The organism is Mucilaginibacter sp. R-33 (assembly GCF_049949235.1).
In the GTDB taxonomy this organism is placed as follows: domain Bacteria; phylum Bacteroidota; class Bacteroidia; order Sphingobacteriales; family Sphingobacteriaceae; genus Mucilaginibacter.
In genome coordinates, this window is sequence record NZ_CP188089.1 from 270,726 (window position 1) to 297,270 (window position 26,545).

At 43.6% G+C, this 26,545-nt stretch carries 23 protein-coding genes; 9 read left to right on the plus strand and 14 right to left on the minus strand.

The window, feature by feature from the left end:
• Nucleotides 1-34: 34 nt before the first annotated feature.
• Together fmt and ACP26M_RS01295 are read right to left on the minus strand one after the other, a co-directional pair.
• Entirely contained in the window at nt 35-952 is a 918-nt protein-coding gene (gene fmt / locus ACP26M_RS01290; protein ID WP_175490000.1) for a methionyl-tRNA formyltransferase, read from the minus strand.
• 33 nt (nt 953-985) lie between these two features.
• The gene (locus tag ACP26M_RS01295) at nt 986-2,227 is read right to left on the minus strand and encodes an exo-beta-N-acetylmuramidase NamZ family protein (protein WP_426585449.1); all 1,242 of its coding nucleotides are present in this window, start codon (nt 2,225-2,227) and stop codon (nt 986-988) included.
• Nucleotides 2,228-2,382: 155 nt separating this feature from the next.
• Here ACP26M_RS01295 and ACP26M_RS01300 point away from each other — a divergent pair, with 155 nt between their 5' ends.
• Nucleotides 2,383-3,534 carry an ABC transporter permease gene (locus ACP26M_RS01300; RefSeq protein ID WP_371328321.1) on the plus strand — a complete coding sequence of 384 codons (1,152 nt, stop codon included), beginning with the start codon at nt 2,383-2,385 and terminating at the stop codon, nt 3,532-3,534.
• 3 nt (nt 3,535-3,537) lie between these two features.
• Here ACP26M_RS01300 and ACP26M_RS01305 read toward each other — a convergent pair whose 3' ends face one another.
• The 5 genes from ACP26M_RS01305 to mazG form a co-directional block, all read right to left on the minus strand.
• Nucleotides 3,538-4,284: an outer membrane beta-barrel protein gene (locus ACP26M_RS01305; protein ID WP_426585451.1), complete on the minus strand. Its 747-nt coding sequence runs from the start codon at nt 4,282-4,284 to the stop codon at nt 3,538-3,540.
• On the minus strand, nt 4,281-5,801 hold the full coding sequence (locus ACP26M_RS01310) for a hypothetical protein (protein WP_426585453.1): 1,521 nt from the start codon (nt 5,799-5,801) through the stop codon (nt 4,281-4,283). Before ACP26M_RS01310 ends, ACP26M_RS01305 begins: the two co-directional genes overlap by 4 nt.
• Nucleotides 5,794-6,348 (minus strand): RNA polymerase sigma factor, encoded by a 555-nt coding sequence (locus ACP26M_RS01315; RefSeq protein ID WP_426585455.1) that lies wholly within the window; start codon nt 6,346-6,348, stop codon nt 5,794-5,796. The genes ACP26M_RS01310 and ACP26M_RS01315 overlap by 8 nt, the downstream gene beginning before the upstream one ends.
• 167 nt (nt 6,349-6,515) lie before the next feature.
• Nucleotides 6,516-6,944 (minus strand): hypothetical protein, encoded by a 429-nt coding sequence (locus tag ACP26M_RS01320; RefSeq protein ID WP_426585457.1) that lies wholly within the window; start codon nt 6,942-6,944, stop codon nt 6,516-6,518.
• A 75-nt stretch (nt 6,945-7,019) separates the two neighbouring features.
• On the minus strand, nt 7,020-7,823 hold the full coding sequence (gene mazG / locus ACP26M_RS01325) for a nucleoside triphosphate pyrophosphohydrolase (RefSeq protein ID WP_426585459.1): 804 nt from the start codon (nt 7,821-7,823) through the stop codon (nt 7,020-7,022).
• 138 nt (nt 7,824-7,961) lie between these two features.
• On the opposite strand from mazG, the gene ACP26M_RS01330 reads away from it, so the two are divergent.
• Entirely contained in the window at nt 7,962-8,792 is an 831-nt protein-coding gene (locus ACP26M_RS01330; protein ID WP_426585461.1) for a hypothetical protein, read from the plus strand.
• Nucleotides 8,793-8,800: 8 nt separating this feature from the next.
• Here the strand turns inward: ACP26M_RS01330 and mnmD are convergent, their stop codons facing one another.
• From mnmD to ACP26M_RS01350, 4 genes are all read right to left on the minus strand, one after another.
• A complete protein-coding gene (mnmD, locus tag ACP26M_RS01335; protein ID WP_426585463.1) occupies nt 8,801-9,475 on the minus strand; it encodes a tRNA (5-methylaminomethyl-2-thiouridine)(34)-methyltransferase MnmD in 675 nt (224 codons plus the stop codon).
• Between the two features lie 140 nt (nt 9,476-9,615).
• Nucleotides 9,616-10,962: an MBL fold metallo-hydrolase gene (locus ACP26M_RS01340; RefSeq protein WP_426585465.1), complete on the minus strand. Its 1,347-nt coding sequence runs from the start codon at nt 10,960-10,962 to the stop codon at nt 9,616-9,618.
• A 215-nt stretch (nt 10,963-11,177) separates the two neighbouring features.
• Nucleotides 11,178-11,624: a DUF1569 domain-containing protein gene (locus ACP26M_RS01345; protein WP_426585468.1), complete on the minus strand. Its 447-nt coding sequence runs from the start codon at nt 11,622-11,624 to the stop codon at nt 11,178-11,180.
• A gap of 157 nt (nt 11,625-11,781) precedes the next feature.
• Nucleotides 11,782-13,857, minus strand: coding sequence for a M13 family metallopeptidase (locus ACP26M_RS01350; RefSeq protein ID WP_426585470.1), 2,076 nt, complete (start codon nt 13,855-13,857; stop codon nt 11,782-11,784).
• Between the two features lie 620 nt (nt 13,858-14,477).
• On the opposite strand from ACP26M_RS01350, the gene ACP26M_RS01355 reads away from it, so the two are divergent.
• Both ACP26M_RS01355 and ACP26M_RS01360 read left to right on the plus strand, forming a co-directional pair.
• A complete protein-coding gene (locus ACP26M_RS01355) occupies nt 14,478-17,132 on the plus strand; it encodes a valine--tRNA ligase (RefSeq protein ID WP_426585472.1) in 2,655 nt (884 codons plus the stop codon).
• 143 nt (nt 17,133-17,275) lie between these two features.
• Nucleotides 17,276-19,042 (plus strand): ATP-binding protein, encoded by a 1,767-nt coding sequence (locus tag ACP26M_RS01360; RefSeq protein WP_426585474.1) that lies wholly within the window; start codon nt 17,276-17,278, stop codon nt 19,040-19,042.
• Nucleotides 19,043-19,241: 199 nt separating this feature from the next.
• Here ACP26M_RS01360 and ACP26M_RS01365 read toward each other — a convergent pair whose 3' ends face one another.
• Complete coding sequence (locus ACP26M_RS01365; RefSeq protein ID WP_426585476.1) at nt 19,242-21,053, minus strand: glycoside hydrolase family 2 protein; 1,812 nt, start codon at nt 21,051-21,053, stop codon at nt 19,242-19,244.
• Nucleotides 21,054-21,206: 153 nt separating this feature from the next.
• Nucleotides 21,207-21,659, minus strand: a complete 453-nt coding sequence (locus tag ACP26M_RS01370; RefSeq protein WP_426585478.1) for a type I restriction enzyme HsdR N-terminal domain-containing protein — start codon at nt 21,657-21,659, stop codon at nt 21,207-21,209.
• 134 nt (nt 21,660-21,793) lie between these two features.
• Here ACP26M_RS01370 and holA point away from each other — a divergent pair, with 134 nt between their 5' ends.
• Nucleotides 21,794-22,816: a DNA polymerase III subunit delta gene (holA, locus tag ACP26M_RS01375; RefSeq protein ID WP_176629129.1), complete on the plus strand. Its 1,023-nt coding sequence runs from the start codon at nt 21,794-21,796 to the stop codon at nt 22,814-22,816.
• 22 nt (nt 22,817-22,838) lie between these two features.
• On the plus strand, nt 22,839-23,216 hold the full coding sequence (locus ACP26M_RS01380; RefSeq protein ID WP_426585481.1) for a hypothetical protein: 378 nt from the start codon (nt 22,839-22,841) through the stop codon (nt 23,214-23,216).
• 11 nt (nt 23,217-23,227) lie between these two features.
• Here the strand turns inward: ACP26M_RS01380 and ACP26M_RS01385 are convergent, their stop codons facing one another.
• Entirely contained in the window at nt 23,228-23,872 is a 645-nt protein-coding gene (locus ACP26M_RS01385; RefSeq protein ID WP_426585483.1) for a hypothetical protein, read from the minus strand.
• Between the two features lie 339 nt (nt 23,873-24,211).
• Between ACP26M_RS01385 and cysC the strand changes: the two genes are divergently transcribed.
• From cysC to ACP26M_RS01400, 3 genes are all read left to right on the plus strand, one after another.
• The gene (gene cysC, locus ACP26M_RS01390; protein WP_426585485.1) at nt 24,212-24,772 is read left to right on the plus strand and encodes an adenylyl-sulfate kinase; all 561 of its coding nucleotides are present in this window, start codon (nt 24,212-24,214) and stop codon (nt 24,770-24,772) included.
• A 26-nt stretch (nt 24,773-24,798) separates the two neighbouring features.
• On the plus strand, nt 24,799-25,629 hold the full coding sequence (locus tag ACP26M_RS01395) for a sulfotransferase (RefSeq protein ID WP_426585487.1): 831 nt from the start codon (nt 24,799-24,801) through the stop codon (nt 25,627-25,629).
• A 212-nt stretch (nt 25,630-25,841) separates the two neighbouring features.
• Entirely contained in the window at nt 25,842-26,429 is a 588-nt protein-coding gene (locus tag ACP26M_RS01400) for a hypothetical protein (RefSeq protein WP_090528074.1), read from the plus strand.
• Nucleotides 26,430-26,545: the final 116 nt, after the last annotated feature.

The window sequence follows — 26,545 nt, forward strand, 5'->3', positions numbered from 1 at the left end:
CTATCCTGGATATGCTGATGTTTGCGAGACACCCTTATAACTTCACGCCCCTCAAAAAGTCCTCGATACCCATGCGTTTCTTGCCCTCTAACTGAATATCTTTTAATAATACAAAACCGTCTTTAGCGGCAAATTTCAAATAGGTTTTATTGTCGGTCAAAAAGCCACCGGGCTGTATGGCCGGTTCTGATAATTGATATTCAGATGCATAAACTTTTAGGCTTTTGCCGTTAAGCTCAGTGTATGCGGTGGGTACAGGGCTTAGGCCGCGAATTTTGTTATAGATTGACAGGGCAGGCTGTGTCCAATCTATCCGGCAATCATCCTTAAAAATCTTTGGTGCGTGTTTTAATTCTGTCCCCTCGGCCAATTGCGATTGCGGGTGTTCGTTGTAACGTCCGCTCTCAACCGCTTTAACTGTTTTAACCAGCAGCCCTGCACCTTTGTTCATGAGGCGGTCATGTAATTCGCCGGCATCTTCATGGCCTGTAAGGGTTATTTTTTCGGTGAACAGGATGTTACCGGTATCAATATCATGTTTTAAAAAGAAGGTGGTTACGCCGCTTTCTTTTTCGCCGTTAATCAGTGCCCAGTTAATTGGCGCGGCGCCGCGGTATTGAGGTAATAATGAGGCGTGTAAATTTATGGTACCTTTGGCAGGCATGTTCCAAACAGCTTCGGGCAGCATCCTGAAGGCTACTACAACCTGCAGATCGGCTTTCAATGCTTTCAATTCGGCAATAAAATCTTCATTCTTAAGTTTTTCGGGTTGCAGCACTTTTAAGCCGTTAGCTACGGCATATTGTTTAACAGCCGACTCACTAACTTTTTGTCCCCTTCCGGCTGGTTTATCAGGCGCTGTAACAACAGCAACGATGTCACTACCGGCTTTAATTAAAGCGTCTAACGAGGCAACGGCAAACTGGGGGGTACCCATAAATATAATTCTCATAGTATGTTTAGGTATTAGATGTGCTTTATTCTGTTATTCGTATAGTAAGTATTTTTTGCGTGTGGCTTTAAACTTAGTTAGTCCGGGTTGCCAGCCGGCACGGATCTCTTCTTCGGTTTTGCCGGTTTCAATTTGTTTCCTTAGTTCGGCTGTACCTGTAAGCTTTGTAAAATAGGCATTAAAGAAATGGTCTTTGTAGGGGAAGGCGTTATATAACTCCAGGAGCCATTTCAAATTAATAACACCCGTACCCGTGATGTCAGTTGGCGGAATATTTTGCAGATTAATGCCAAAACATTCCTGGTCTTTCTGCGGCGGGTTCTCGCTCATACCCGGGATACTTTTGGGTGTAAACGAAAAACTGTATTTACCTTTCAACGCCGGGTGCCCCAGTACGGCAAATGGGAAGAGCGTACCCCTGCCCAAACTAAATGTTGTACCTTCAAATAAGCAGGTACTCGGATATAATAAAATCGATATAGGCGTATTTAAGTTGGGCGAAGGGTTTACGGGTAAGTTATAAGACAAATTATGCTTGTAATTAGCCACTTTAATGATCTTCAGTTTACATTTAACCCCATTTTTTAACCAGCCTTCGCCGTTTATCATTTGGGCATATTCGCCAATAGTCATACCGTGGGCGATGGGGATGGGGTGCATGCCCACAAATGAACGGTTAACCGTATCCAGAACAGGGCCATCAATCAAATAACCGTTAGGGTTTGGACGGTCAAATATCATGAGCTCTACATTGTTTTCGGCACAGGCCTCCATTAAGTAATGCAGGGTTGAAATATAAGTGTAAAAGCGTACGCCAACATCCTGTATATCAAATATCATGAGGTCGATACCCTTCAAATCGGCCGGAGTTGGTTTGTAATGCTTGTTACCGTACAGCGATATTACAGGCAAGCCGGTTTTAGGGTCTTTAGTGTCGCCAACGGTAGCGCCGTTACTGGCATTACCCCTGAAACCATGCTCGGGGCCAAAGATCTTTTTTACGTTTACTCCTAAATGCACCAAACTATCTACACTGGCAGTTAAATTTTTACCAATAACCGAAGTTTGATTAATCACCATCCCTATATTTTTTCCCTTAAGATAGTTAATATACAGCGGAATTTGATCAGCTCCGGGAATAATAGGGCTGTTTTTTTTGTTTTTTGGGATGGATGCTGTCTTGCAGCTTTTACAATTGGTTGCCTGGCTGCATGCCGTGTTTGCAAGTAAAACTGTTATCAGGGCAAATCGTAAAAAAGCACAAATCTTATTCATAAAATATTGAGTTGAAACAATTTTAAAAGTAGCAGGTTTAACAGCAAAACCGCATATTTGCGAAGGTACAAAAAATCAGTCTGCCATTGAGTTTCGCCTCCTTTATATCAGCCCGTATAACATTTAAATCAAAACGCACATTTTCAAAACTGATAGTGCGTATTGCAATAATAGGCATTATGCTGGGCCTTGGTGTAATGATACTGTCACTTGCTATCGTTAAAGGATTTAAACACGAAATCCGCAATAAAGTTCGCGGCTTTGCCGGCGACATCCGTGTGGTTAAGTTTGATCTGAATAACTCTTATCAAAGTTCCTCATTTCCTGCTGATAACGAATTTGTTAAGCGCGCGCTTAAAAGCCCGTTTATTACCCATGTAATGCCGGTGGCCACCAAACCCGGTATTGTTAAGGCCAATAACGAAATTGAAGGAGTGGTACTTAAGGGCGTTGACAAAAACTACGACTGGAGCTACTTTAAAAAAATGATGGTTGCCGGCGAGGTGATCAGTTTTGCCGATTCGGTTGAGGCGCAAAAGGAGATCATGATCTCGCAAACAACGGCCGACAGGCTTAAACTGAAAGTAGGGGATAAGCTGCTGATGTATTTTGTGGAAGATGATCTGCGCAGGCGCCAGTTTAAAATAAAAGGTATTTTCAATATCGGGGTTGAAGAAGTTGACAAAACCTTTGTTATCGGTGCCTTATCGCTCATTAACCGCCTTAACAATTGGAAACCGAACGAGATAGGCCAATACGAACTACGCGTAGCCGATTTTGATCATATTAATGAAGCCGCCTATGCGCTCGAGACTGTTTTGCCGGTAAAATTGAAAGAGTATACCATTGAAGAAGATTATCCTACCATATTTGAATGGCTCAACCTGCTCGATGTTAATTCGATAGTGATGCTGGTATTGATGGTGGCGGTTGCTGTAATCAATATGATATCGGCCCTGCTGATCATGATCCTCGAACGCACCGCTATGATCGGGATGCTCAAAGCGATGGGGGCATCCAACTGGGCTATCCGCAAAATATTCCTTATCAATGCCAGTTACCTGATAGGATTGGGGCTGCTGCTGGGTAATTTACTGGGTATAGGCCTGGGATATTTCCAGATGTATACTCATTTTTTCCAACTGGACCAGGCTTCGTATTATATGACCTTTGTACCGGTCGAGTTTAATATTTTTGATATTGTTGTCCTCAATATTGGTACACTGATCATTTGCCTGCTGGTGCTTGTTATACCATCAACGCTGGTAAGCCGGATCTCGCCTGTAAAGGCTATCCAGTTTAAGTAAGTTTTAAAGCAACCGGTAGCTTAATCCCAACCTAAAATATTCGCTATGCGCGTTAAAGGAAGCATCGCCTACCATATCTTTCATATAGTTGGTAAGGCCGTGGGCAAAGCTTGCATTTAAGCCATAGCGGCCGTAACTGGCGGCGGCACCAAGGCGTAACCTAACATCGGTTGGGGCCTTGCTTCTTTTGTAGTTAACTTTATAAATCTTACCTTCTTTATCCTTTACCTCGCCTTTATCCCTGGTATCCAGTATCAGGCCAATATCCATCCCCGGTAAAATATCAAGCTTAACTTTATTGAGGGCAAACCGGTATCCGATATATGGATTAAGGTTAATACTTTGACTTTGTAAAGCAACATGGCCGGTTACAGCAAAACTTGCGTCATTTGCTACTATATCGTATTCCGTTGGATTAAGAATGATAGGGGTATATTTATTAACTTCGGCTTTGCTCCTTAATAATTCATAACCACCCTGCAGCCCGACTATAAACCCGCCTTTTGATACCGTTTGAACCTGGACACTGCCGCCATAGCTAAAGCCATTTTTGCTGCCGTATGGGTTATTGGCACGGTTCATCGGATCGCCGGTGATTGAGCCTTGTAATACCTGGGTGGTAGCCGACGATGATTTACCCGCAAAATGAAATAAACCGGTGTTGGCCTGTACAGTAACTTCTAACTTTTGAGCACGGAGTTGCAACCCACTAATCAACAGTGGGGCAAGGATAAGGAGGTACTTTTTCATTTTTTATGTGTTGTAAAGTTCAGTTTCAGGTTTAAACCGCCTGCCCCAAATTTTATCTGCTGTGAGCCAAGGCCGTCAAGCGGGTATTTCAAAAATGGTTCAATAATTATCCTGTTGCTTTTGCCAAGCGGATAGCCAACACCAAATGCTACGTTCAGGGTTTTGGCAAAATAAAAGCTATTAAAGCTTTTGTGCGTTGTTTCATCGGATGTTTGCGGTTGTACACCGGCAGCCTGTGCCAGCCCGGGGTAACTGTAACTTGCCGTGTAGGCTTCATTTATAAACGTTCCCGAACTTAAACCTGCAGAAATATAAGTGTCATTTTTTTGCGGGTTAAATTCATACTTAAGGTTAACAGGAATATCCAGACCGATCAGGTTAGCACTGTAGTTTTTAAATGAAGGTGTAGACGATACCTTACTAAAATCGGCCAGCGTGTTATAAGCTGTGCTTAATGATGGCGAAAATGACACCGCAGCCGCAACATTTGAGGGTTGGTTTTTATTGTAATTAAGCGTGTTTTGGGCCAAAGCTAAACCGGTAGAAAGTTTGAGATTTTTGCTTAGCTTAATATCAGATGTAAAGCCGGCGCCGGCATTTACCTGGTTTTGGCTGCCCTTGGCATAGTTAAAGAATGTAGCCGCGTAAACACTGAATTTTACACTGCGTTCGTTCATGTCCATATCAGGTTTTTTAGGCTGATCCTGATCACTGGCAAGTAAAGATTCCATAGAGTTGATCTTTGGTTTTACTTTTACTATTGATGAAACAGCAGGCGGGTTTGCGGTAACAGGTTTGGTATTTGCCGGAGGCTGTACAGCAGGGTTATTAGCATATTGCTGCGCATTGGTTTGCTGCAATACAGATTTTACACTATCAGCTTTTTTAGCCGGAGTTACGTTGATTACACTGTTATTAGCCGGTTGAACTGTAGGGGGCACGTTGGTTTTGGCAATACCGTTAACTGGGTTTGCAGTTACAGGATTTGCCGGCACAGATGTAAACGCTGGTACGGTTGCTGCCGGTTGATTTACGATTACGTTGCCAGCCGGTTTATTTAAAGCGCTATTGTTTGCAAGTACATTTGATTTATTTGCCGGGGTGTTGCCTGCCGGATTCAGTTTTGTTGCTGAAGATTGGGTGCTATTGTTGCCCGCAAGGTTTGTTGCAGGTGATTGCTTAGTTGTTACAGGAGGCTGTACCGGGGTAGCGTTTTGAACATTGCTATCTGCCGTGTTGCTTTGCGGCTGCGCAGGTTTTACCGGTTTAGCCGAAAACGTTTGACCATTATTATTAACATTATTTTTATTCGATGCTATCCACAAGCCTATACTCAAAAACAACAACAGGACAGCAGCGGCGCTTGCCCACCATAGGTAAACCGGGCGGCGCTGTTTTTCCTGAACAGGGAACTTCTCCCTGAGCAGCAGCCAGCCTTCATCAGCGGTAGTGTCTTCGTAATTATCAAACACTTCCCTGATGCGGTCTCTTAAGTCGTTATCCAACTGGTCATCCATGGTTTTGTGCTTCTTTTCTTAATATAGTTCTTAATCTTTCTTTGGCCCTGCTCAGGTAAACGCGCGATGAGCTTACCGGGATGCCGAGCGTTGTGGCTATTTCATCATGGTCATAGCCGTCTATCTCATACATGTTAAAAATAGTTCGTTGTATAGCCGGGAGTTCAACCATCAATTTTAAAATATCCTGTACGTTTAAATTATCAACCGGCCCCATATTACTCCTGATGGGGGCGGCATTTTCCAATTCAACATTAAGCTGGAATTTAAGGTCTTTGCGCCGGCGGTCAATGGCTGTGTTAACCAAAATGGTGCGGAGCCAGGCTTTAAACGGCTTATCAATGTTGTAGCCGCCAATAGCGTTAAACACTTTTATAAAAGCGTCATTTACAGCTTCAAGGGCATCATCGCGGTTTAAACTGTAACGCAAACTTATACCCATAGCATAGCCATAGAACTGCTTATACAGCAATTCCTGATGTTTTAAGCTGCCTTTTTTGCATTGCCTTACGATCTCTTCTTCGGTAATGCGAGGGGGTGGATGCATTAAATGTACTTAGTTCCGCTAAATGTTGTTTTAAAGCCTTTACGCAGCAAAACAGTTAAATGATACAAAATAAAAAAAATTCTGCCCGGATTATTTGCTGTAGTAATCAAAAAAAGCCGGTACCCTCAATGCGGGCACCGGCAACGTAATAAAACAATAAAAAGTAGTTAATTCGTTTTTTTCAAATTGTATTGAACAGTTAACGTATCGCCGTTGCTGTTGCGCTGCATTTGAAATACGTTACCATCATAATAATATTGGTAAACACCTTTAAGATGAAATTTTTTGACACCCGGTACTACTGCCGATGAATCATTAAACTGGATATAGTAACCGTTGTACACAAATGCTCCGTAACTTGCCACATGTTTCCTGGTGTCGGTAGCTACTTTAAACAATGATGCCGCGGTAAGTTTTAAAGCTATCGTATCACGAATGGTATCATAACCGGTACCGGTTGTTTTTTTAACCAGCGCACCAAATGTACCGGTAAAATTGCCCTGTGGTTGAGCAATCGGAACAACCTCATTTTTAGGAGAGCAGGCTACGCCTAATGTTAACAATAATGGAAGCAGGTAAAATAAATTACGTTTCATATAATCTTATCTCGTTATCAATTTTTAACCATTACGCATGTTTTTAATTAAACGCTACAAACGGGCTGCATTATTTTACAGTTTTTTTGCCTCGTCCCAAAAAACATCCATCTCGGCCAGGCTCATGTCATGCAGTTGTTTGCCATTTTCCTGCGCTTTAAGCTCCAGGTATTGAAAGCGCTTAATGAATTTTTTATTGGTTTTTTCGAGGGCGTTTTCCGGGTTGATATTAATAAAACGGGCGTAATTGATCAGTGAAAACAGCAGGTCGCCAAATTCGGCTTCGGCCCTTTCATGGTCGATGGTGCTTTCATCTTCGGCATTGAATTCGTTTTTAAACTCCTGCATCTCTTCCTCAACTTTTGCCCAAACCTGGCTTTTCTCCTCCCAGTCAAACCCAACGCCTCGTGCCTTTTCCTGTATGCGCGATGCTTTTACCAATGCTGGTAAGGAAGCTGGTACGCCGCCCAAAACCGATTTGTTGCCCTCTTTAAGCTTGATCTGTTCCCAGTTGCGTTTTACATCTTCCTCGTTCTGTACTTCTATATCACCATAAATATGCGGGTGGCGGTTGATGAGCTTGTCGCAAACGCTGTTCAAAACATCGGTAATGGTAAAGTCGTTGGTTTCGGAAGCTATTTTGGCATAAAAAACCAGGTGCAGCATAATATCGCCAATCTCTTTTTTTATTTCGGGCATATCGCCGCCTAAAATGGCATCGCTTAACTCGTAGGTTTCTTCAATGGTAAGATGGCGCAGGCTCTCGAGCGTTTGCTTTTTGTCCCATGGGCAATTGGCCCGTAGGTCGTCCATAATAATGAGTAACCTGTCGAACGCGATGGAGGCGGTAGGGGCAGTTTCAGGGGCTTTTAAAGGCATAAATTATTTATAATGAATACTTATGCTGCAAAGGTATGATAACATCTTTAATGAAAACTTACTGTATCATTAATTTTAAACTAACATTAATTAATTTTATTAGCCAATTGTTAATGCTACCTATAAGCACAATTTATCATGAAAAAAACTTACCTGTTTATTCTCCTTTTCGTTTCGATAATTAAAGCTGGTTATGCTCAACAGCAGCCTGCCGGCGATGTGGCCAACAGTACTTTTAGCCAGCCTCAACCATTCCTGTTTACAGTCAGCACACTTAATCCGCAAGGCCGCAACTGGAGCCTAAATTATTCGGGCGGATATGGTGAGCGCACCGTTACACCCCTGGGTTTCGATGGTGTTGATCAAAATTTTTTGGCCAAGGGGTATCTGGGCAATAAGTTTACCTTAATGGCCATGCTGGGTACAGGTTTTAGTAATAACGGCGGTGTGCGTACCCTGCAGCAAGCCGAGGTACTACGTGATTTTATTGACGGCACTCAACCTATGGGTTTCAGGGCAGGGGCAAGCCTTGGTTTCAGAAGGGAGTTTAACAGTGATGCTGTAGCGTTCAGCCGTATAACCGCGGCATATGAGGTATCAAAATGGAAGCTTGGCGCTAATCTTCGCTTTGAAAAAGCGTTTTCAACCCACCGCGATGGTTTGGATTTAATAACCAGCGTTGGTGTGCACCGTCATATCTCGGGCCAGCTTTTCGGCGGCTTTGAAGCGGTAGGGCAGGATCTGGAAGGTTTTTGGGAAGCCGATGAAGCCGAAGGCGGTGCCCGTTTATTGATCGGCCCATCGTTAAATTACGCTCCTGTAAATTCGCGGCTGGCGTTTTCACTTTGCGGCGGCCCCATTATTTACGCTACCCGCAGCGCGGCAACCCAGGGCCAGTTTGCTTATCGCGAATTGCCAACCACCAATGGTTTCACACTGAAATTCAATGTAGGCTTCCGGTTTTTATAGCAGGAAGATTAAAGTTTTACTGCCCTGAGCATTTCGCGTTTGCCGGGTGCTCCGGGTGCTTTCTCTATTTTAAAGCCCTGGCTTTTGAGCATGCGTTTCAGGTTGCCGGTGATAGCGTAGGTAACAAACACACCACCCGGTTTTAAAAAGCTAACGGTGTGACCGATGGCTTCTTCATCCCACATTTCGGGTTGATGGGCTGCGGCAAAGGCGTCGAAATAGATAATATCAAACTGCTCGTCTGTTTTAAAATTCAGCAGCTTGCTGTGCGCGATATATAGTTGGTTTGTGGTACCGATTTGAACTTTACCTGTTAATGCAGCAGAATAATTATTGTTGAATTGTTCCCAAAGCAGTTCCGGGATGTATTGCCGGTAGCCGGTTTGCGCCATCATTTCGGCGCTTAAGGGGTAAGCTTCGATACCGGTGTAGTTAAGTTTTATTTGCGCGCCGGTACATCCATCGGCTGTTAACAGAAAGTTGAGCCCGGTGCCGAAACCAACTTCGAGGATACTTACCCCGCTGGTGTTATTCCGCTCCAGGAAATATTGTAAGCCCGATTTAACAAATACATGCAAGCTCTCCTGCAAAGCCCCGTGGCGCGAGTGGTAATGCTCACCGACTTCGGAATTGTAAATGGTATTGGAGCCATCGGCTGTGGTGACTATGGTTAGTTGGGCCATGGACGTTGTTATATATGCTATGATATAAAGCGTCATTGCGAGGTACGAAGCAATCGCGAACAGTACAGAGAGACTTGTATAGCCGCTCTGCTTATCGGGGATTGCTTCGTGCCTCGCAATGACGATATTTTTGATAATTATTAGTGCACCTCTTTCATCATCTCCGTTACCACCTCACCCAGGTCATAAACCGGTACGGCATTTATTGCAGCCGAAACAATACTAACACCGGCAGCCGAACGATAGCCTGCAGCGCAATGCACTACGACAGGCTTATCGGCAGGGATCTCACTAACGCGTTCGCGCAGCTCGGGCAAAGGTATACTAATGGCATTTTTAAAGACCTTGCCTGCCGCAACTTCTGCCTGGTTACGTACATCAACTATCGTGTAATCATTTTCATTTGCCCTGAAGGCGTCCAAATCAAGATCGGCGGATACTTCATTGGCGTTTACAGGCGTTAACAATGCGCCTTTGATATTTTGTTCGTAACCAATTTTGGCTGCTTTTTTAATCAGGGTGTCAAGCTTATCATCATTTTCGGCAATGAGGTAAAACTGCTCATCAGGGCCGATAATGGAACCCAGCCAGGTTTCAAATTTTTCACCATCCTGCAGGTTAATAGCGCCATGCAGGTGGCCGCTCCTGAACTGTGCTTTGGGACGGCCATCAACTACTAAAATGTCAGCTTCCAACGCGCTGCCTTCCTCCATACGGGGTACAGCAGTAATGCTGTCCTCAAAACCTGGTACACCATTTTTATTCAACAGCACATCACGGCCAAAGTATTTGGGCATAAAAGGCTGATCGGTGGTAAGCGTTTTAACAAATTCCAGCTCATCCATCAGTTGTAAGGCATAATTTTCACGCAGTTCGCGGCCAATGGTGCTTTCCAGCTCGGGGCTCATGTTTTTACCGCATAACGAGCCCGGGCCGTGCGCCGGGTAAACCACCACGTTTTTGGGCAGGGTCATGAGTTTTTGCCGGGTGCTTTGAAACATCTGGCGGGCAAGTTCCTCTTTTTTTGCAGTAATGTTACCCACATTTTCCCGCAGGTCCGGTCGGCCTACATCCCCAACAAATAGTGTATCGCCGGTAAAGATGGCGGTTTCTCGGCCTTCTTCATCTACCAGTAAAATACAGATAGAATCGGGCGAGTGACCGGGAGTATTGATGGCTTTTAGTTTAATATCATTAAGCTGGATAACGTCGCCGTCGTCAAAGGTTTCGTGGGGATATGTTGCGCCGGTTAACTTGCTGCAATAAATTACAGCGCCTGTGGTTTCATGAATTTCAAGGTGCGAGCTTACAAAATCGGCATGTGGGTGGGTTTCGATAACACCTACAATATCGGCATCGTGCTGGGCCGCAAAATCATAATAAGGCTGCGGGTTACGGGCCGGGTCAATAACTATCATTTTGCCCGTACGGATCACGGCATATGAACCATGCGCCAGGCCTTTATCGTAAAATTGTTGAATGATCATATTTTGCCTGCAAAGATAATGCTTAGGCGGAATGTTTTATTTGTGCAATGTTTGAGTGGTGTAAATATTGATCGCTTTGTGTAAATCTGTAAAGCATATTATCTACATAAATAGTTAAATTTGAATATGACAGCAATGGATATAGCCGCCAGTAAAGGAGAAATACGTTTTGATGAAATAAGAAAATGGATCGGCAGTAAAATGCTGAAAATAGATTAATTACTAAATTGCCTCAAATGGTGGTCAACATGTTTATAAGCTAACTGACCCATTTGTTCCCTGGTCATTTTGCCAAAAAAAGTATGCTCAAAATCAGTTTTTGAAGTTTTGCCATATTCCTCAACCAGTTCAATCCATCGTTTTTTTTGTGCTTCTATGTCGCCTCCGGCTTCCGTTACTTTACATTGCGGAACTGTAGGATTATTCTTTGCCAGTGGAGCATCATCCTTCAGCATATCTTTCAGCGCCACTTTGCCAAACAAGCGACCAATAAACGCTCGTTTATACGTTTTTTTGCCCAGGTACATTTCGTCCGAAAGAGTGCAATGTTTCAGCATTTGATAAACATTCATTTTACCCCATTGTGGCTGGCTGTTTTCGTTAATTAAATTGATGCGGGTTATGAGGCCATCCCGGGTTTCCTTATCAAATATTGTTTTCATTGTTTTAGAGCGTTTACGGTCATAAAGCTACTGCGAATTACAAAACAAGCACAGGGGTTTTTGAGCCATAAACAGGGAGGATTTACGCCAGTAAAATAACTCGTAAACCAAACAGGCCCGGTTGCACAACCGGGCCTGTGATAAAAAAAACTCCCGCTTACCAGATCTTAGTTCTGTCTTCAGGTTTTTTATACATTTTATCGCCGGGTTTCACGTCAAATGCTTTGTACCATGCGTTGATATTGGTTATGGGCGCATTGGTGCGGAACTGCTCAGGCGAGTGCGGGTCGGTCAGGATCCGTTGCGCTGCCGACTCCGGAGTTTGTGATGAACGCCATACCTGTGCCCACGACAAAAAGAACCGCTGATCGGGTGTAAAGCCATCAATGGTATTGGCCGACTGGCCTTGTTTGGTTTTGCTGAATGCCTCGTAAGCAATGTTCAAACCACCAAGGTCGGCAAGGTTTTCGCCAAGGGTAAGTTTGCCATTTACGTGCAGGGTATCAAGAACGGTAAATGAATTGTATTGTTTAACCACCTGGTCGGCGCGCGATTTAAATTTATCGGCATCTTGTTTGGTCCACCAATCGCGCAGTGTGCCGTCGGCATCGTACTGACGGCCCTGGTCGTCAAAGCCGTGAGTCATTTCATGGCCTATTACTGCGCCAATGCCGCCGTAGTTAACGGCGTCATCAGCCTTAAAATCAAAGAACGGGAATTGAAGGATCCCGGCCGGGAACACAATTTCGTTATTAGTTGGGTTATAATAAGCGTTAACGGTTGGCGGTGTCATTCCCCAGCGGGTTTTATCAACAGGTTTGCCTAAACGGCTAACGTTAAAATTATAGCGCCATTTTCCGAGAGCGCGCAAATTGCCGAAATAATCATCGCGATTAATCACTATACCATCGTACTTTTCCCAGTTATCAGGGTAGCCGATCTTTACCATAAAGGCATTAAGTTTTTTAAGCGCGCGTTCTTTGGTTGCCGGGCTCATCCAGTCAAGGCGTTTAATCCGATCGCCGAGGGTTTCCTTAAGATTATTCACCAAATTAACCATGTATTGTTTAGCGGCAGGTGTGAAGTATTTTTCAACAAAAAGCTGCCCAAGTAATTCGCCGAGAGTAGCATCAACAAGGGTACTCAAACGTTCAGTACGTGGTGTTTGCACTTTTTGACCACTCAGTGCACTGTTGAAAGCAAAACTGGCATTAACAAAGTCCGAGCTTAATGCATAGGCAGATCCCCTGAGCATATTCCAGCGCAAGTATACTTTCAACTTGGCAATCGGAGTAGCCGCAAATAAGGAGTCGGTGGCTCTGAAAAACGACGGCTGACCAACAATGATACTGTCCTGGCCGCCAGCGTGAAGGGCCGGTAATATTTTCGACCATTTTAGGTGTGGAGTCTGTTTTTCAAAATCAGTGATCAGGAATTTGTTGTAAGTAACGTGCGGATCGCGCATTGCTACGCGGCTTAATTGTGCTTTTGCCCATGTATATTCCAGGTCGTAAACTATAGCGGCGTTTTTGGCTGCTTCATCGGCATTGCTGCCGCTAAGCATGAACAGTGTTACAGCCAGCTTTTTCAAAGCCTCCTGTGCCTTTTTTGAACGTGGATCGTTTTTGAGGTAGTAATCCCTGTCGGGGAGGTTAGTGCCGCCCTGGCCAAGGGTTATTACATATTTGTTTACATTCTTTTCGTCCTGCTCAACACCAAACCTGAAAATCAGCGCCCCAACTGCGTTAACGCGTTCATAAATGAGTTCATTAATAAAATCATCCAGGTTTTTTATCTGATCTATGCGTTGAAGCCCAGGTTTAATGGGATCATAGCCACGTTTTTCGATAGTTAGGCTATCCATACCACTGGCATACAAATCTCCCACAAGTTGTTTCAGGCTGCCTTTGGGTTGCGACGCTGAGGTCTGGCTTACTTCATTCAGCAAGCCGATGAGCCTATCTGTATTTTCCTGGCGCAGGATATGGAAACTACCCCAGCGGGTTTCTTTAGCAGGAATACCGTTTTGTTTTAGCCAGCCGCCATTGGCATATTCAAAAAAATCATCGCCGGGCTTTACGCTCAGGTCCATGTTGGCGGGATCGATAAATTTTTTAGGAGGGGCGGAGGTTTTGTGCCTGGATTTTGCGGGTTTTGGGCCACCTACAGCAAACACATTTACCGACATGCCAAGGCAGGCAGCCAGTAATAAACAGTTAAACTTTAATTTCATGTCAATACTTAAAAATTAAAGTTAATAAATAGCGGGTATTAAACACAAGTGGCCGGGGGCAGGCCTTTAGTGATTGAACCAGTTAATGATGGCCTCGAGTTTTGTTTTTTTCAAAATATCAAGCCAGAAACGGTGTAAGGGTATTGTTTTCATGACAATTTGAATGTTACATATATAATAACTTGTTAATTGTAAAAATATTGTGGGAATGGGATTGTTCATGGTTGATAGTGTTGGTTTGGTGGCTGGTGGTTCATCGTTTTGTCTGAACCGGAATTTTCTGAATTAAAGAAATAACAGAATGCTAAGTAAATTCAATAAATTCTTAAAATTAGTTTAATTCGAGTTCAGACAATGGCATTGCCGGCGGCACGGGCTGTACGCTCATACGCCTGCAGGCATTACGCTCGTTAGCAGGTATCCGCTCCCATCCCTAATGCGGCCTCCGCTGTTATCCCTCTATAAACAATTGGATCAAACCTATCTTCGACCATGAACCATGATCTATGAACAATGAACTACCTTCCCGCTCAAAACCATGATCCATCAACCATGAACCAGCATAAAAAAATCCCCCAACCTTTGGCTATGAACCGTTAACTATCGTATTTTTGCGCGTTATGAGTATTGCTAAAACATATATCCCAAAGGAAACCGAAGAAAAATGGTACAGTTACTGGTTGCAGCACGGCTTTTTTAAGTCGGTGCCTGATGAGCGTGAGCCTTACACTATAGTCATTCCGCCGCCAAACGTTACCGGGGTTTTGCACATGGGCCACATGCTTAACAATACCATACAGGATGTGCTGGTTCGCCGCGCCCGTATGAAAGGCAAAAACGCCTGCTGGGTTCCCGGTACCGACCACGCCAGTATTGCCACCGAAGCCAAAGTTGTTGCCATGCTTAAAGAGCGCGGTATCAGCAAAAAAGACCTTACCCGTGAGGAGTTTTTAACCTACGCCTGGGAATGGAAGGAAAAATACGGCGGCATTATCCTGGAGCAGCTTAAAAAATTAGGTGCCTCCTGCGATTGGGACCGTACTAAGTTTACCATGGACGAGAACCTTTCGGAAGCGGTTATTGATACGTTTATCCACCTGTATAAAAAAGGTTTGATCTATCGCGGTATCCGCATGATCAACTGGGACCCGCAAGGTAAAACCGCGGTAAGTGATGAAGAAGTAATCCGTAAAGAGGTTAATCAGAAGCTCTTTTATATTAAGTACAAAGTCGTAAATCCGAAGTCGGAAGTTGAAAGTCAAGAGGCGACTTCAGATTTCTTAACCATCGCTACCACCCGGCCGGAAACCATTATGGCTGATGCAGCTATCTGTATCAATCCTAATGACGAGCGTTACATGCACCTGCACGGTAAAAAGGTTTACATCCCGCTGATCAACCGTGAAATACCGGTGATATTGGATGATTATGTGACTATGGATTTTGGTACCGGCTGTTTGAAGGTTACCCCTGCACACGATTTAAATGACTACGAATTGGGCCAGCGTCATAACCTGCCGGTCATTGATATCCTGAATGACGACGGCACCCTGAACGAGAAAGCTCAGATACTGGTTGGTGAAGATCGTTTTGCCGCCCGTAAAAAAATAGCCGTGTTGCTGGAAGAAGCCGGCGTGCTTGAAAAAGTTGAAGAATACAAATCTCAGGTTGGTTTCAGTGAACGTACCAACGCGGTTATTGAGCCAAAACTATCCATGCAATGGTTTTGCAAGATGGGGGAGATGGCTAAGCCTGCTTTGGATTATGTGCTGAACGGCGAAATAAAACTGATCCCCGAAAAGTTTGTGAACACTTACCGCCATTGGATGGAGAATGTACGCGACTGGAACATCAGCCGCCAGCTGTGGTGGGGACAGCAAATCCCGGCATGGCATTTACCTACAGGCGAGTTTGTAATTGCCAAAAACGCAGAAGAGGCGCTGAAAGAAGCACAACTTAAAAATCCGGAATATACCGTTGCCGACCTTACCCAGGACGAAGACGTGGTTGATACCTGGTTTTCATCATGGTTATGGCCCATCTCGGTATTTGACGGTTTTAAGGATCCTAACAATGCTGATATCAATTATTACTATCCTACCAATGATTTGGTTACCGCACCGGAGATCCTGTTTTTCTGGGTAGCCAGGATGATCATGGCCGGTCATGAGTTCAGGGGCGAAGTACCATTCAGAAACGTATACCTTACCGGTATCGTGAGGGATAAGCAAGGTCGTAAAATGTCAAAATCATTAGGCAATTCGCCCGATCCGCTTGACCTGATTGAAACATACGGTGCCGACGGCGTACGTGTAGGTATGCTGTTATGCTCGCCTGCAGGTAACGATTTGATGTTTGACGAAAGCTACTGTAAACAAGGCAGCGGCTTTGCCAATAAAATATGGAACGCCTTTAAACTGGTAAAAGGCTGGGAAGTTGATGAAAGCCTTGCCAACCCTAACGGCGTAGCCATTGAATGGTTTGCCAACAGGTTTAACCAGGCGCTAACCGAAATTGAAGCTAACTTTGCCCAATACCGTTTATCAGAGGCCTTAATGGATACCTATAAGCTGGTATGGGATGATTTTTGCGCATGGTACCTGGAGATGATCAAACCGGCTTATCAGCATCCTATTGATAAGGCTACTTATGCAGCTACTATTCAATTCTTTGAAAATATTTTGAAGGTATTGCACCCTTTTATGCCGTTCCTTACCGAAGAATTATGGCATGATGAGCTGTTTGGCGAACGCACCGAAACTGACTGCTGTATTGTAGCGCAATTGCCCGCTATTGGGGAAATTAATTCACGTCTATTAAATGAAACAGAGCTTGTTAAAGATGTGGTAACCAACATCAGGAACACCCGCAAAACAAAACAAATTTCTGACAAAGAGCAGCTTGAGTTATTTGTTAAATCAAATTCAGGGATCAATTACGGCCAGTACGAAGCTATCATTGCAAGGCTTGGCAACATCAGCAAATTTGAATCAGTAGCCGATAAAGTTGAAGGGGCCATTAATTTCTTAGCCTCAACAGATGAGTTTTATATTCCGTTCAGCGAAGAAATTGACCCGGTTGCCGAATGTGCGAAACTGAAAAAAGAGCAGGAATACCTGTTAGGTTTCTTGAAATCGGTTAATGCAAAATTGGGTAACGAGCGGTTTATGGCCAATGCAAAACCCGAGATTATTGAGGTGGAGCAAAAGAAAAAGGCTGATGCCGAAGCCAAATTAACCATCATTGAAGAAAACTTAGCAGCTTTGGCTTGCTAATTGCAGAACTTACCGGCTTGCGTAACAAGCTACCGTACAGTATTTTGATAGCTGTACGGTGGCCTGTCCAATTGCAGGGCCAATGTTAAGTTCTGAATATGAGTAATAAAGTAAGTTTTTTTAACTTATCAATTTATAAGATTTTGTCGAAGGAGCAATCGTTCCTTGACCAGGCCCGGATTCGTTTATTGTATTATGGGTTCTTCCTTATTTTTGTTGCCCTTGGGGCACTTTACCTGAACGTTTATTTCCAAAACCAAAAAATGCTTGCTGATACCGCCCTGTTTTTGATGGGAGCGGTAGTGGTATTATTTAAGTATTTAACCTGGCGGCCCGACTGGCGCAGCGCAGCACATGCCCTGCTTATTGTGGGTACCCTTGTTAATACCAGCCTGGTTTATGCCTCTATGCAAACGGTAAATATCATTACCGTGCAGGTAATTATAATCGTGATCGTATTCAGCTACTATATGCTCGGCCAGCAATGGGGGCTCATGTACTCGTTGCTTAATACAGTACCGGTTTTGGTATTTATGATCATTGAATACAACAGCGGGTATATTATTAGTATAAAGCCTAACAAAGTTGATCAGTCTACCATTATCATCAGCCTGTTTGCCAATTTTATATTGCTTATTTTTATCCATAGCCATTTTTACACTGCTTTCTTAAAAAACATCAGGCACCTTAAAAATAGCAGCAGGGAGCAGGCCCGGCTTTACAATAAGATGGAAACGGCTATTGAAAAGGCAGAGAAATCGGCCCAGGCCAAATCTGAGTTCCTGTCAACCATGTCGCATGAAATCCGTACGCCGTTAAACGCGGTGATCGGGATGAGTAATTTGCTGATGATGAGCAATCCGCGGCCCGACCAGCGGGAGAACATCGAAATTCTCAAGTTTTCGGCCAATAACCTGTTAGCCATTGTTAATGACGTGCTTGATTTCAGCAAAATTGAGTCGGGGAAGGTAGTATTTGAAAATATCCGCTTCAACCTTGTTGAGCTGATGAACAATATTTGCGGCGGGCAAATACTGAAGGCCGAAGAGAAAGGCCTGCTTTTTAAGCTTGATGTTGATAGCTCATTGAGGGATAAGGTGCTTTTTGGCGATCCTACCCGCATAACCCAAATCATTTTTAACCTGGTTAGCAATGCTATAAAATTTACTCCCCAGGGAAACATATGGGTAAGGGTTACTTGTGTGGAAGACCGGCATAACACCGTTACCGTTAACTTTTCGGTAAGGGACACCGGCATCGGTATCGAAAAAGAAAACCTTGAAAGTATATTTGAACCATTTACGCAGGAATCTTTAGCTACTACCCGCGAGTATGGCGGCACAGGGCTTGGCCTGGCCATAGTTAAGCGTTTGCTTGAGCTGCAGGAAGTGCAAATGACCGTTAACAGTACAATGGGGCGCGGATCAGAGTTTTCATTCCATATGGAATTTCCTGTATCTACAGAAGCATTGCCTGTTGCAGTAACCACTGCTCCCGAAGCTAAACAATTTTCAGAAAACCCGCTGGCCTGTTTACGTGTACTTATTGCCGAAGATAACATGGTTAATGTGATGCTGATGAAGAAACTGCTGAGCAAGTGGAGCATCAACCCAACCATTGCCGAAAACGGCGAACGGGCAGTTGAGTTTATGCAGTACGGCAATTTTGATATTATATTAATGGACCTCCAGATGCCGGTAATGAACGGTTTTGATGCAGCTAAAGAGATCCGTAAAATGGCCGACCCTAAAAAATCAAGCATCCCGATCATCGCGCTTACTGCTTCTGCACTTTTTGATATCAAAGAACAGGTATACGAGGCCGGCATGAATGATTATGTATCCAAGCCATTCAAACCGGATGAACTGCTGGAAAAACTTAATAATTATACATTGAACAAGGTGGGGTGAGCCCCACCCAAACCCTCCCGGGAAGGGGGCTTTAAAAACTATGCCATTGTTGGTGTTGTCACCAACAATTCCCAATCCTCTTTTAATCAGTTATTTCATATTACCATATTAAGCTCCCGGTTGCTTATTTAATACTATAACTGCGTGGAGTAGAGTTGTTGGTGACAACACCAACAACGGCCAGCGCTCACCTAATGGCCTATTTATTCAACTTATCCCCCTCCTTAATCACCGCCTGGTTTACTTCCTTTACTCTTTCGAACTCCATTTTTTCAACGGCCCTGTCGTAGGTTAAAACGCCGTTTACTTCGTGTTCAACGTCGGTGGTTTGGGTATATATGGCAACGCTCAATCCTTTATATTTCATAAGCTGTTCTACTTCATCCAGCAAAAAAGCATAACGATCGGTAAGTCTGGCTTTGGTTGGCTCGTAGTCATAGGCATCGTTATGCACCGGCCACATATGACCGCGAACAAACAGGCCAACGCCGCCAAATTCGCCCAGCGAGGCCGCCCGGTGGCTATCAGGAACGGAAGCACCGTAAGGGCCAACATAAATATGTGTATCCACGTAATCGCCATTGCCCGGATCGCCATACCGTTTTTGATAGCTGGGATTATTGTTAAAGCCCGAATTGCCATTAACTAATCGCGACGGATCATATTGTTTAACCCAATTGGTTATGTTTTTTACATCAAAAGCACCCCAGTTTTCATTGAAAGGCACCCATGTAATAATGGAAGGCGAGTTATAATGATCGTCGATTATGGCTTTTAACTCCTGCCTGTAAACGCGCCTGTTCTTAGTAGTATCTTCATTCTGATACCATATAGCGGGCATATCCTGCCAAACCAATAAGCCCATTTTATCGGCCCAATAATAAAAACGCTGCGGCTCGGTTTTCATGTGCTTACGGATTAGGTTGTAGCCCGCTTTTTTGGTGTATTCTATATCAAATTTAAGTGCTTCTTCCGTAGGTGCGGTTAAAACACCGTCGGGCCAGTACCCCTGATCAAGCAGGCCAAGCTGCATGATGAATTTACCGTTAATAAGCGGACGGATCACGCCGTTAAGCTTACCCAATTTAATATCGCGCATGCCAAAATAGCTTTTAACCTCGTCGGCTTCGCTGCCATCAGTATTGTATAGGGTAAGCTTCAGATCATACAAAAACGGAAAGTTTGGTGTCCATAAAACGGGGTTATCTATCGGCAAATAGAAATATGATCCGGCGGCCGCATTAACCTGCGACACCTCTTTGCCGTTGTTTAAGGCAACTGCTTTGATCTTGCCCGCGCCTGCAGCGTTAACAAATACTTTTAAGCGTTTACCTTCCACGTCTGGCAGCAAGCGGATGTTTTTAATATATGATTCATTTACAGGCTCCAGCCAAACAGTTTGCCAAATCCCCGACGAAAAAGTATAATCGCCACGAGGGCCGTTCTTGCCCGATGGTGTTTTACCGTCATTGGGGTCATGAGCAGCAACAATAAGGGTATTGCTGCCTTTTTTAAGATATGAGGTAATGTCAAAGCCGAAAGAATCGTACCCGCCCGAGTGCGAACCTGCTTTTTTACCATTCACAAAAATAGTGGCATCATGATCAACTGCTCCGAAATGAATAATGACGTGTTTGTTTTGCCATTTTTCGGGTACTTCAAAACTTCGGCGGTACCACATATTAATCTCCTGTTTACGCTGCACACCGGACAATACCGATTCAGGGCAATAAGGCACCAGTATTTTATCAGGCTTGTCATTAAAAGACACGGGCGTTTGAGGGTTCAGGGCATTTGGCGCGTTTTTACCACCCTGGTAATCCCATTTACCATTTAAGCACAACCAGTCATTACGCTGTAGCTGGGGACGGGGATATTCAGATAAAGGTATTTCGGCTTGCATGGCGGCATTGGTCCATTGAGTAGGGAGTTTAGCTTCCTGGGCAAAGGCGGCGCATCCGTATAATACAGCGGCCAAAAGCAGGGCTTTTGCTTTGAGATAGGCGTTCATAGGGTAATGTTATAATTGATGAGGTTATGAACGCCAAAATAGGGAATTGATAACTGTTATCATAACATTTTATTGGGAAATAGGATGTTGTCTGAACCCGAATTTATTGAATTTAGGGAACGAGCAGAAAATGCGATACACATTCCATGAGCTTCAGCCCTTCACATACCCTGGCAACTCTTCAATAAACTGGTAAGTATATTTTTCGTGGTCGATAGTACAATAATAATGCTGCAAACCGTTGCTAACCGCCAGCAGGGATACTTTATGCACCATGTTATACCGGGCAATCTGGTCGAAGGTCTTTTGGTCGATAGTTACTGATGGTGCTTTGCATTCAACCATTAAAATTCGCTGTCCGGACGGGTTAAATACCACAATGTCGGTACGTTTTTGCAGGGTGTTGAGCTTGAGGCCGCCTTCCAGCTTAATTAATGAGCGGGGATAGTTTTTTTGTTTGATAAGGTATTGTACAAAATGCTGGCGTACCCACTCTTCGGGTGTAATGATGATGGTTTTCTTACGGATCTCGTCAAAAAGCGTTAATGTTCCGTTATCGTCGCTTATTTTAAAAGGGTAGGGTGGCAGATTAAGCGGTTGGAGCATTTTTGAAAAGTCTGAAGTATTAATTTATGAGCCCTAAGTTGGGCATCAAAATTAATAAATATATCATTGGGCATTGGCTAAATAAAAATACATTCCACTTTTGACTTTCGACTTAGTACTTTTGACTGCGAAATATGACTGCTGCCGAGATATTAAAGGACCTTAAGAACCGTAAGTTTAAACCGCTGTACCTGTTGCATGGGGAGGAACCTTATTTTATCGACCTGGTAAGCAATTACATTGAGCATCACTTGTTGCCCGAGCACGAACGCGGCTTTAACCAAACCGTAGTGTATGGTAAGGATACTGATATCATGACTGTGCTCAATGCCGCCAAGCGTTACCCCATGATGGCCGATTACCAGGTGGTGCTGGTAAAAGAGGCACAGGACATGAAATGGGGCAAGGATGATGATAACAAGAAAAGCATCGACCCTGTATTGAGCTATCTCGAAAATCCGCTGCCAAGTACTATTCTTGTTTTTTGCTATAAGTACGGCAAATTTGATAAGCGTAAAAAAACCTACAAGGCCATTGAAAAGAATGGGCTTATTTTTGAATCGGCTACTTTATATGATAACAAAGTGCCGGCCTGGGTTGAAGGTTATGTAAGTGAGAAGGGCTACAAAATGAACCAGCAGGGATCGGCCATGATTGCCGAGTACCTGGGTAACGACCTGGCTAAAATTGCCAACGAACTCGAAAAACTGATGCTGAACGTTAGCGCCGGGCAGGAGATTACCCTGAAGCATATCCAGGATAACATAGGTATCAGCAAGGAGTACAATGTATTTGAGCTGCAAACGGCCCTCACCAAAAAAGATGCTTACAAGGTAAACCAGATCATCAATTACTTTGAAGCCAATCCCAAATCAAATCCCATTGTTTTGGTGCTCGGCAACCTGAATAACTTTTTCAGCAAGGTGCTGGTGTACCATTACGTAAAAGATAAAACCCCGCAAAACCTTGCCCGCGAAATGGGCGTTAACCCATACTTTATTAAAGATTATGAGCAGGCCGCCCGTAACTACCCGCTTGGTAAAATTTTCCAGGTGATCAGCTATCTGCGCGAGTATGATCTGAAAAGTAAAGGTGTTGAATCAAACGCGCCGCACGGTGAGTTGATGAAGGAGTTGATGTTTAAAATCCTGCATTGATACCGATTCCGATTTAACAGTTATGACCCTATCCTCGCAATCAAAAGTTAATATAGCATCCGGCATGATCCGCGTATCGGCGGTTTTGTATCTGGTTTATTATTATTTGAACGGCGGAAGATCGGCTTCTTTTCAAATCGCTTTAGCAACGTGCATAGCGCTGGGCATTTTACTTTTACTGGCTTTATTTATCAGGCGGGGTTATAAATGGGCAAAATGGCTGCTATTCGGCTTATTAATCTTAACTATAACGCCTGACGCTATAAATCTGCCCGCAACTTTTAAGGCAAACTTTTATGCAGGCTGCATCGCTGTTATAATTGACCTGTTACAAATAGGGGCGCTTGTTTTACTTTTTATGCCGGATAAAGAAAAGCCGGTTGCCGAGGATGCTGAATAGTTTTTTAATGATTATTTGTTAAAAGGTACCCGGCTTATGATAACATACATGAGGCCGCCAATTGTGACAATAAACCATAAGAAATATAAAGACTTTTTCAGGTCATTTATTTCTCTATCCTCTTTCCATACTAATGCCCTGAAAGCCGGTGAAAAAAGTGTCAGTGCGATCATAAAAAAAACGAACAGGAGTGACACGAGCGAATAATTTGCAGCACGGCCAACCCCTTCTTTTATAGAACCGGCAAAAAGAGGGATATTCCAACCCGCTAAAAACACAATTAATGCTGCAATTTTAAATGGTATTCTGCCCTGCCCCTGCATTTTCTTAACCTGGTAATATTGTGCCTGGTTATTGGCGGCTTTATTAAAGAATCCTGTTGCTTTTATGTTTTCAATTATGTCACTGTAAGGCATGTTTGCTGTAAATATAACTTTTTTAGGGTATGACGATACGTTGTGTATTATCTTGATGCCGCTGCCGGCAATTGAGGATGCATATTCGATTTGAACAATATCATCAGCGTTGAAAAATAACTGACCTAACAAACCAAGGTTAATCTTGAGTACAGAAGTATCAGCTTTCAAAGCTGCAAAAGGTTTGGAGACTTTGGTATTGCCAACATAGGCACCCCCGTTAAGTAAAAATTCGTTCATGTTTATTGTGATAGGTCCTTTAGCCCACAGTAAATATATCATAAAAACGGGTTCTCAAATAATCTCCAAAATCATTTTTGATAAATTAAATAACGTAACATTTTTGTTAAGTGTAGCGTTGGTTAGTGTTTGACCGTATACATCCATTTATTCATTGAATCTTCATTTTTAGCCGGTATTGGTTACTTTTTTCTCCTGACCTTCCGTTGTTCAGTGTTGCGTGTAATTGATTATTTACAATGTAACAAAATTCATCAGCCAATTAATTTCCTAAGTTCACTTATCCTAAGCAATATGTTAAGCTGATCAATAAGGCATACTAAATAAAAAAATTAAGGCATGATACTTTTATTTTGCGGATTATCAGGTGCGGGAAAAACTACTTTGGCAAAAAGTGTGGCCGCCGAATTAACAAGCCTGGGGATTAAAATTGAAATCATTGACGGTGATGAATACCGCGCGGCACTGTACCGTGATCTGGGCTTTAGTAAGGAAGACCGGAACGAGAACATCCGCCGCCTGGGCTTTGTAGCCAGTCGTTTCAGCGCTCAGGGTATTGTTACCATCGTAAGCGCTATAAATCCATATGACGATGTCAGGCAGGAGCTTGCCGAAAAATATGATCATGTAAGCATTGTTCATGTTGACTGCCCCGTGAACAAGTTGATAAGCCGCGATACCAAAGGCCTGTACAAAAGGGCGCTGCTGCCGCATGGGCATCCTGATAAACTACCCAACCTGACAGGTATTAATGATAGGTTTGATGTGCCTGTTAAGCCCGACCTATACATTGATACCTGCAATTATACCATACAACAAAGTACCTCATCACTGCTCTATTATATTATAAATAACCTGCATCCTGTTAAGCAGACGAATAAGATACCAAGCTACTCCTGATAAAAAAGGACGCCCATAACAGATTTATGCAAAAAAGAGTACTGATCATTACCGGGATGCATCGTTCCGGAACCTCGCTTATTACCCAGTGGTTGAGCAAATGCGGCCTGCAAACAGGCGAAAAACTGGTACCCGGCGGCCATGGCAATGTGGAAGGGCATTTTGAAGATATTGAATTTTTAAAAATGCACGAAGAGATCCTGGCCGGCCATAACCTGCCCAAAACCGGGCTTACGGTTGAGCATGTGGCCCAGTTTACCTTGTACGAAAGGGAAAAGCTTAAAAGCATTATTAAAGTTAAACAACAGTTATACGACCAATGGGGCTGGAAAGACCCGCGGACCTGCCTGTTCCTGGATGTATATAAGGAACTGCTGCCCGATGCCTGTTACCTGGTTATACTGCGCGATTATCAGTCGGTAGTGAGTTCACTTTTACAGCGCGAATTTAAATGGGTGGAAAACAGGTACATGGCGCGTAAATATTTTTCAAGGCTGGTATGGATAAAATTTCGCCGCGGCCGCCGCATGGTGCAGTTTTATAATGATCATGCTACCGAATACCTCAAAATTTGGATAGCCTACAACCAGGATATTTTGAAATGTATTGAAACACTGCCCCGGGATGCTTTTGTAGTTGTTAATTATTCGATGCTGAAAGATGAGGATGAACAGGTTTTTGAGTATCTGAAAGACAAGTGGAACCTGGCATTAAAGTACTCCAGATTTAAGGACATTTTTAAGGAAAACCTGATCGGCCCCGATGTCGCTTTTGAACAATATATCAACGATAAGACCCTCATTACGCAGGCCATAAAACTGCAGGCCGAGCTTAAAGAATATATGCTGACTGATTAGTATCAAAAGTTTTTTGCGGTTTATTATACGTTGTTGCGAAAGAAGTAAACAAGTATCTGTGCAATAAAGTGTAAAGGTAGCTCAATTTGTGATACAATCGTTATTACGGTTTGATAATCAGCTTATTATTTCTCCAAATTCGTTTTATTCAATGGCTTAAGTACCCCTTGTTACGGTGCTGAACTTTGCCGTTGTGAAACGAAGGAGAAGATATGAAAGCTAAGTTTTTTTGCTACTTGCCCTATAGAGTAGTTACGGGGCTTTTGATCATCATGTGTTTACATTCGCCGGGTTTTTCGCAGGCGGCGAAAATCGGGTCGCTGGCATATTTAAGGGCGCGCAACGGAATTGGCGGGTTTAACCTGGGCGGCTTGTTAACCGGCGAGCAGGAACAGGCTTTAACTTACATTGATGGAGAAGGCAGCAAGCCCGATGCGGATAGCTGTGTTACCTATGAATATCATCCGGATAAGCAGCTGGAACTGGAAGACGGGCTAACCGCAACTCATATTTGTGTACGTACATGGCAAAATAAAATAGTAAATATTTATGTTTTCTTTAACCGTAACCAGGGCTATAAAATGCTCAGTAAATTTTTGCACTGGTACGGTACCTTCACTGCAAAGCCAAATGATTACCAGGACGTTTATCTGTGGGATTCGCGCACGGTAAAACTATTGTTGAGCTATCACCCCGATGATGACCAGGGAATTGCTGTTTATACCTCTGTTCCGTTAACAAACACCATCAACGCGCAAAATGCTAAAAGGCTAACCCAGTTGTTGACCAGTAATGAATAAGTAAAGACTTTATTAACCCCTACATCACCACTCCACCCCGTAATTTCATTGTAACAATACGCTGTATTGCCTGTAGCGCATTTTAGTTTACGCTCCCTTTTTTACATTTTTACGTT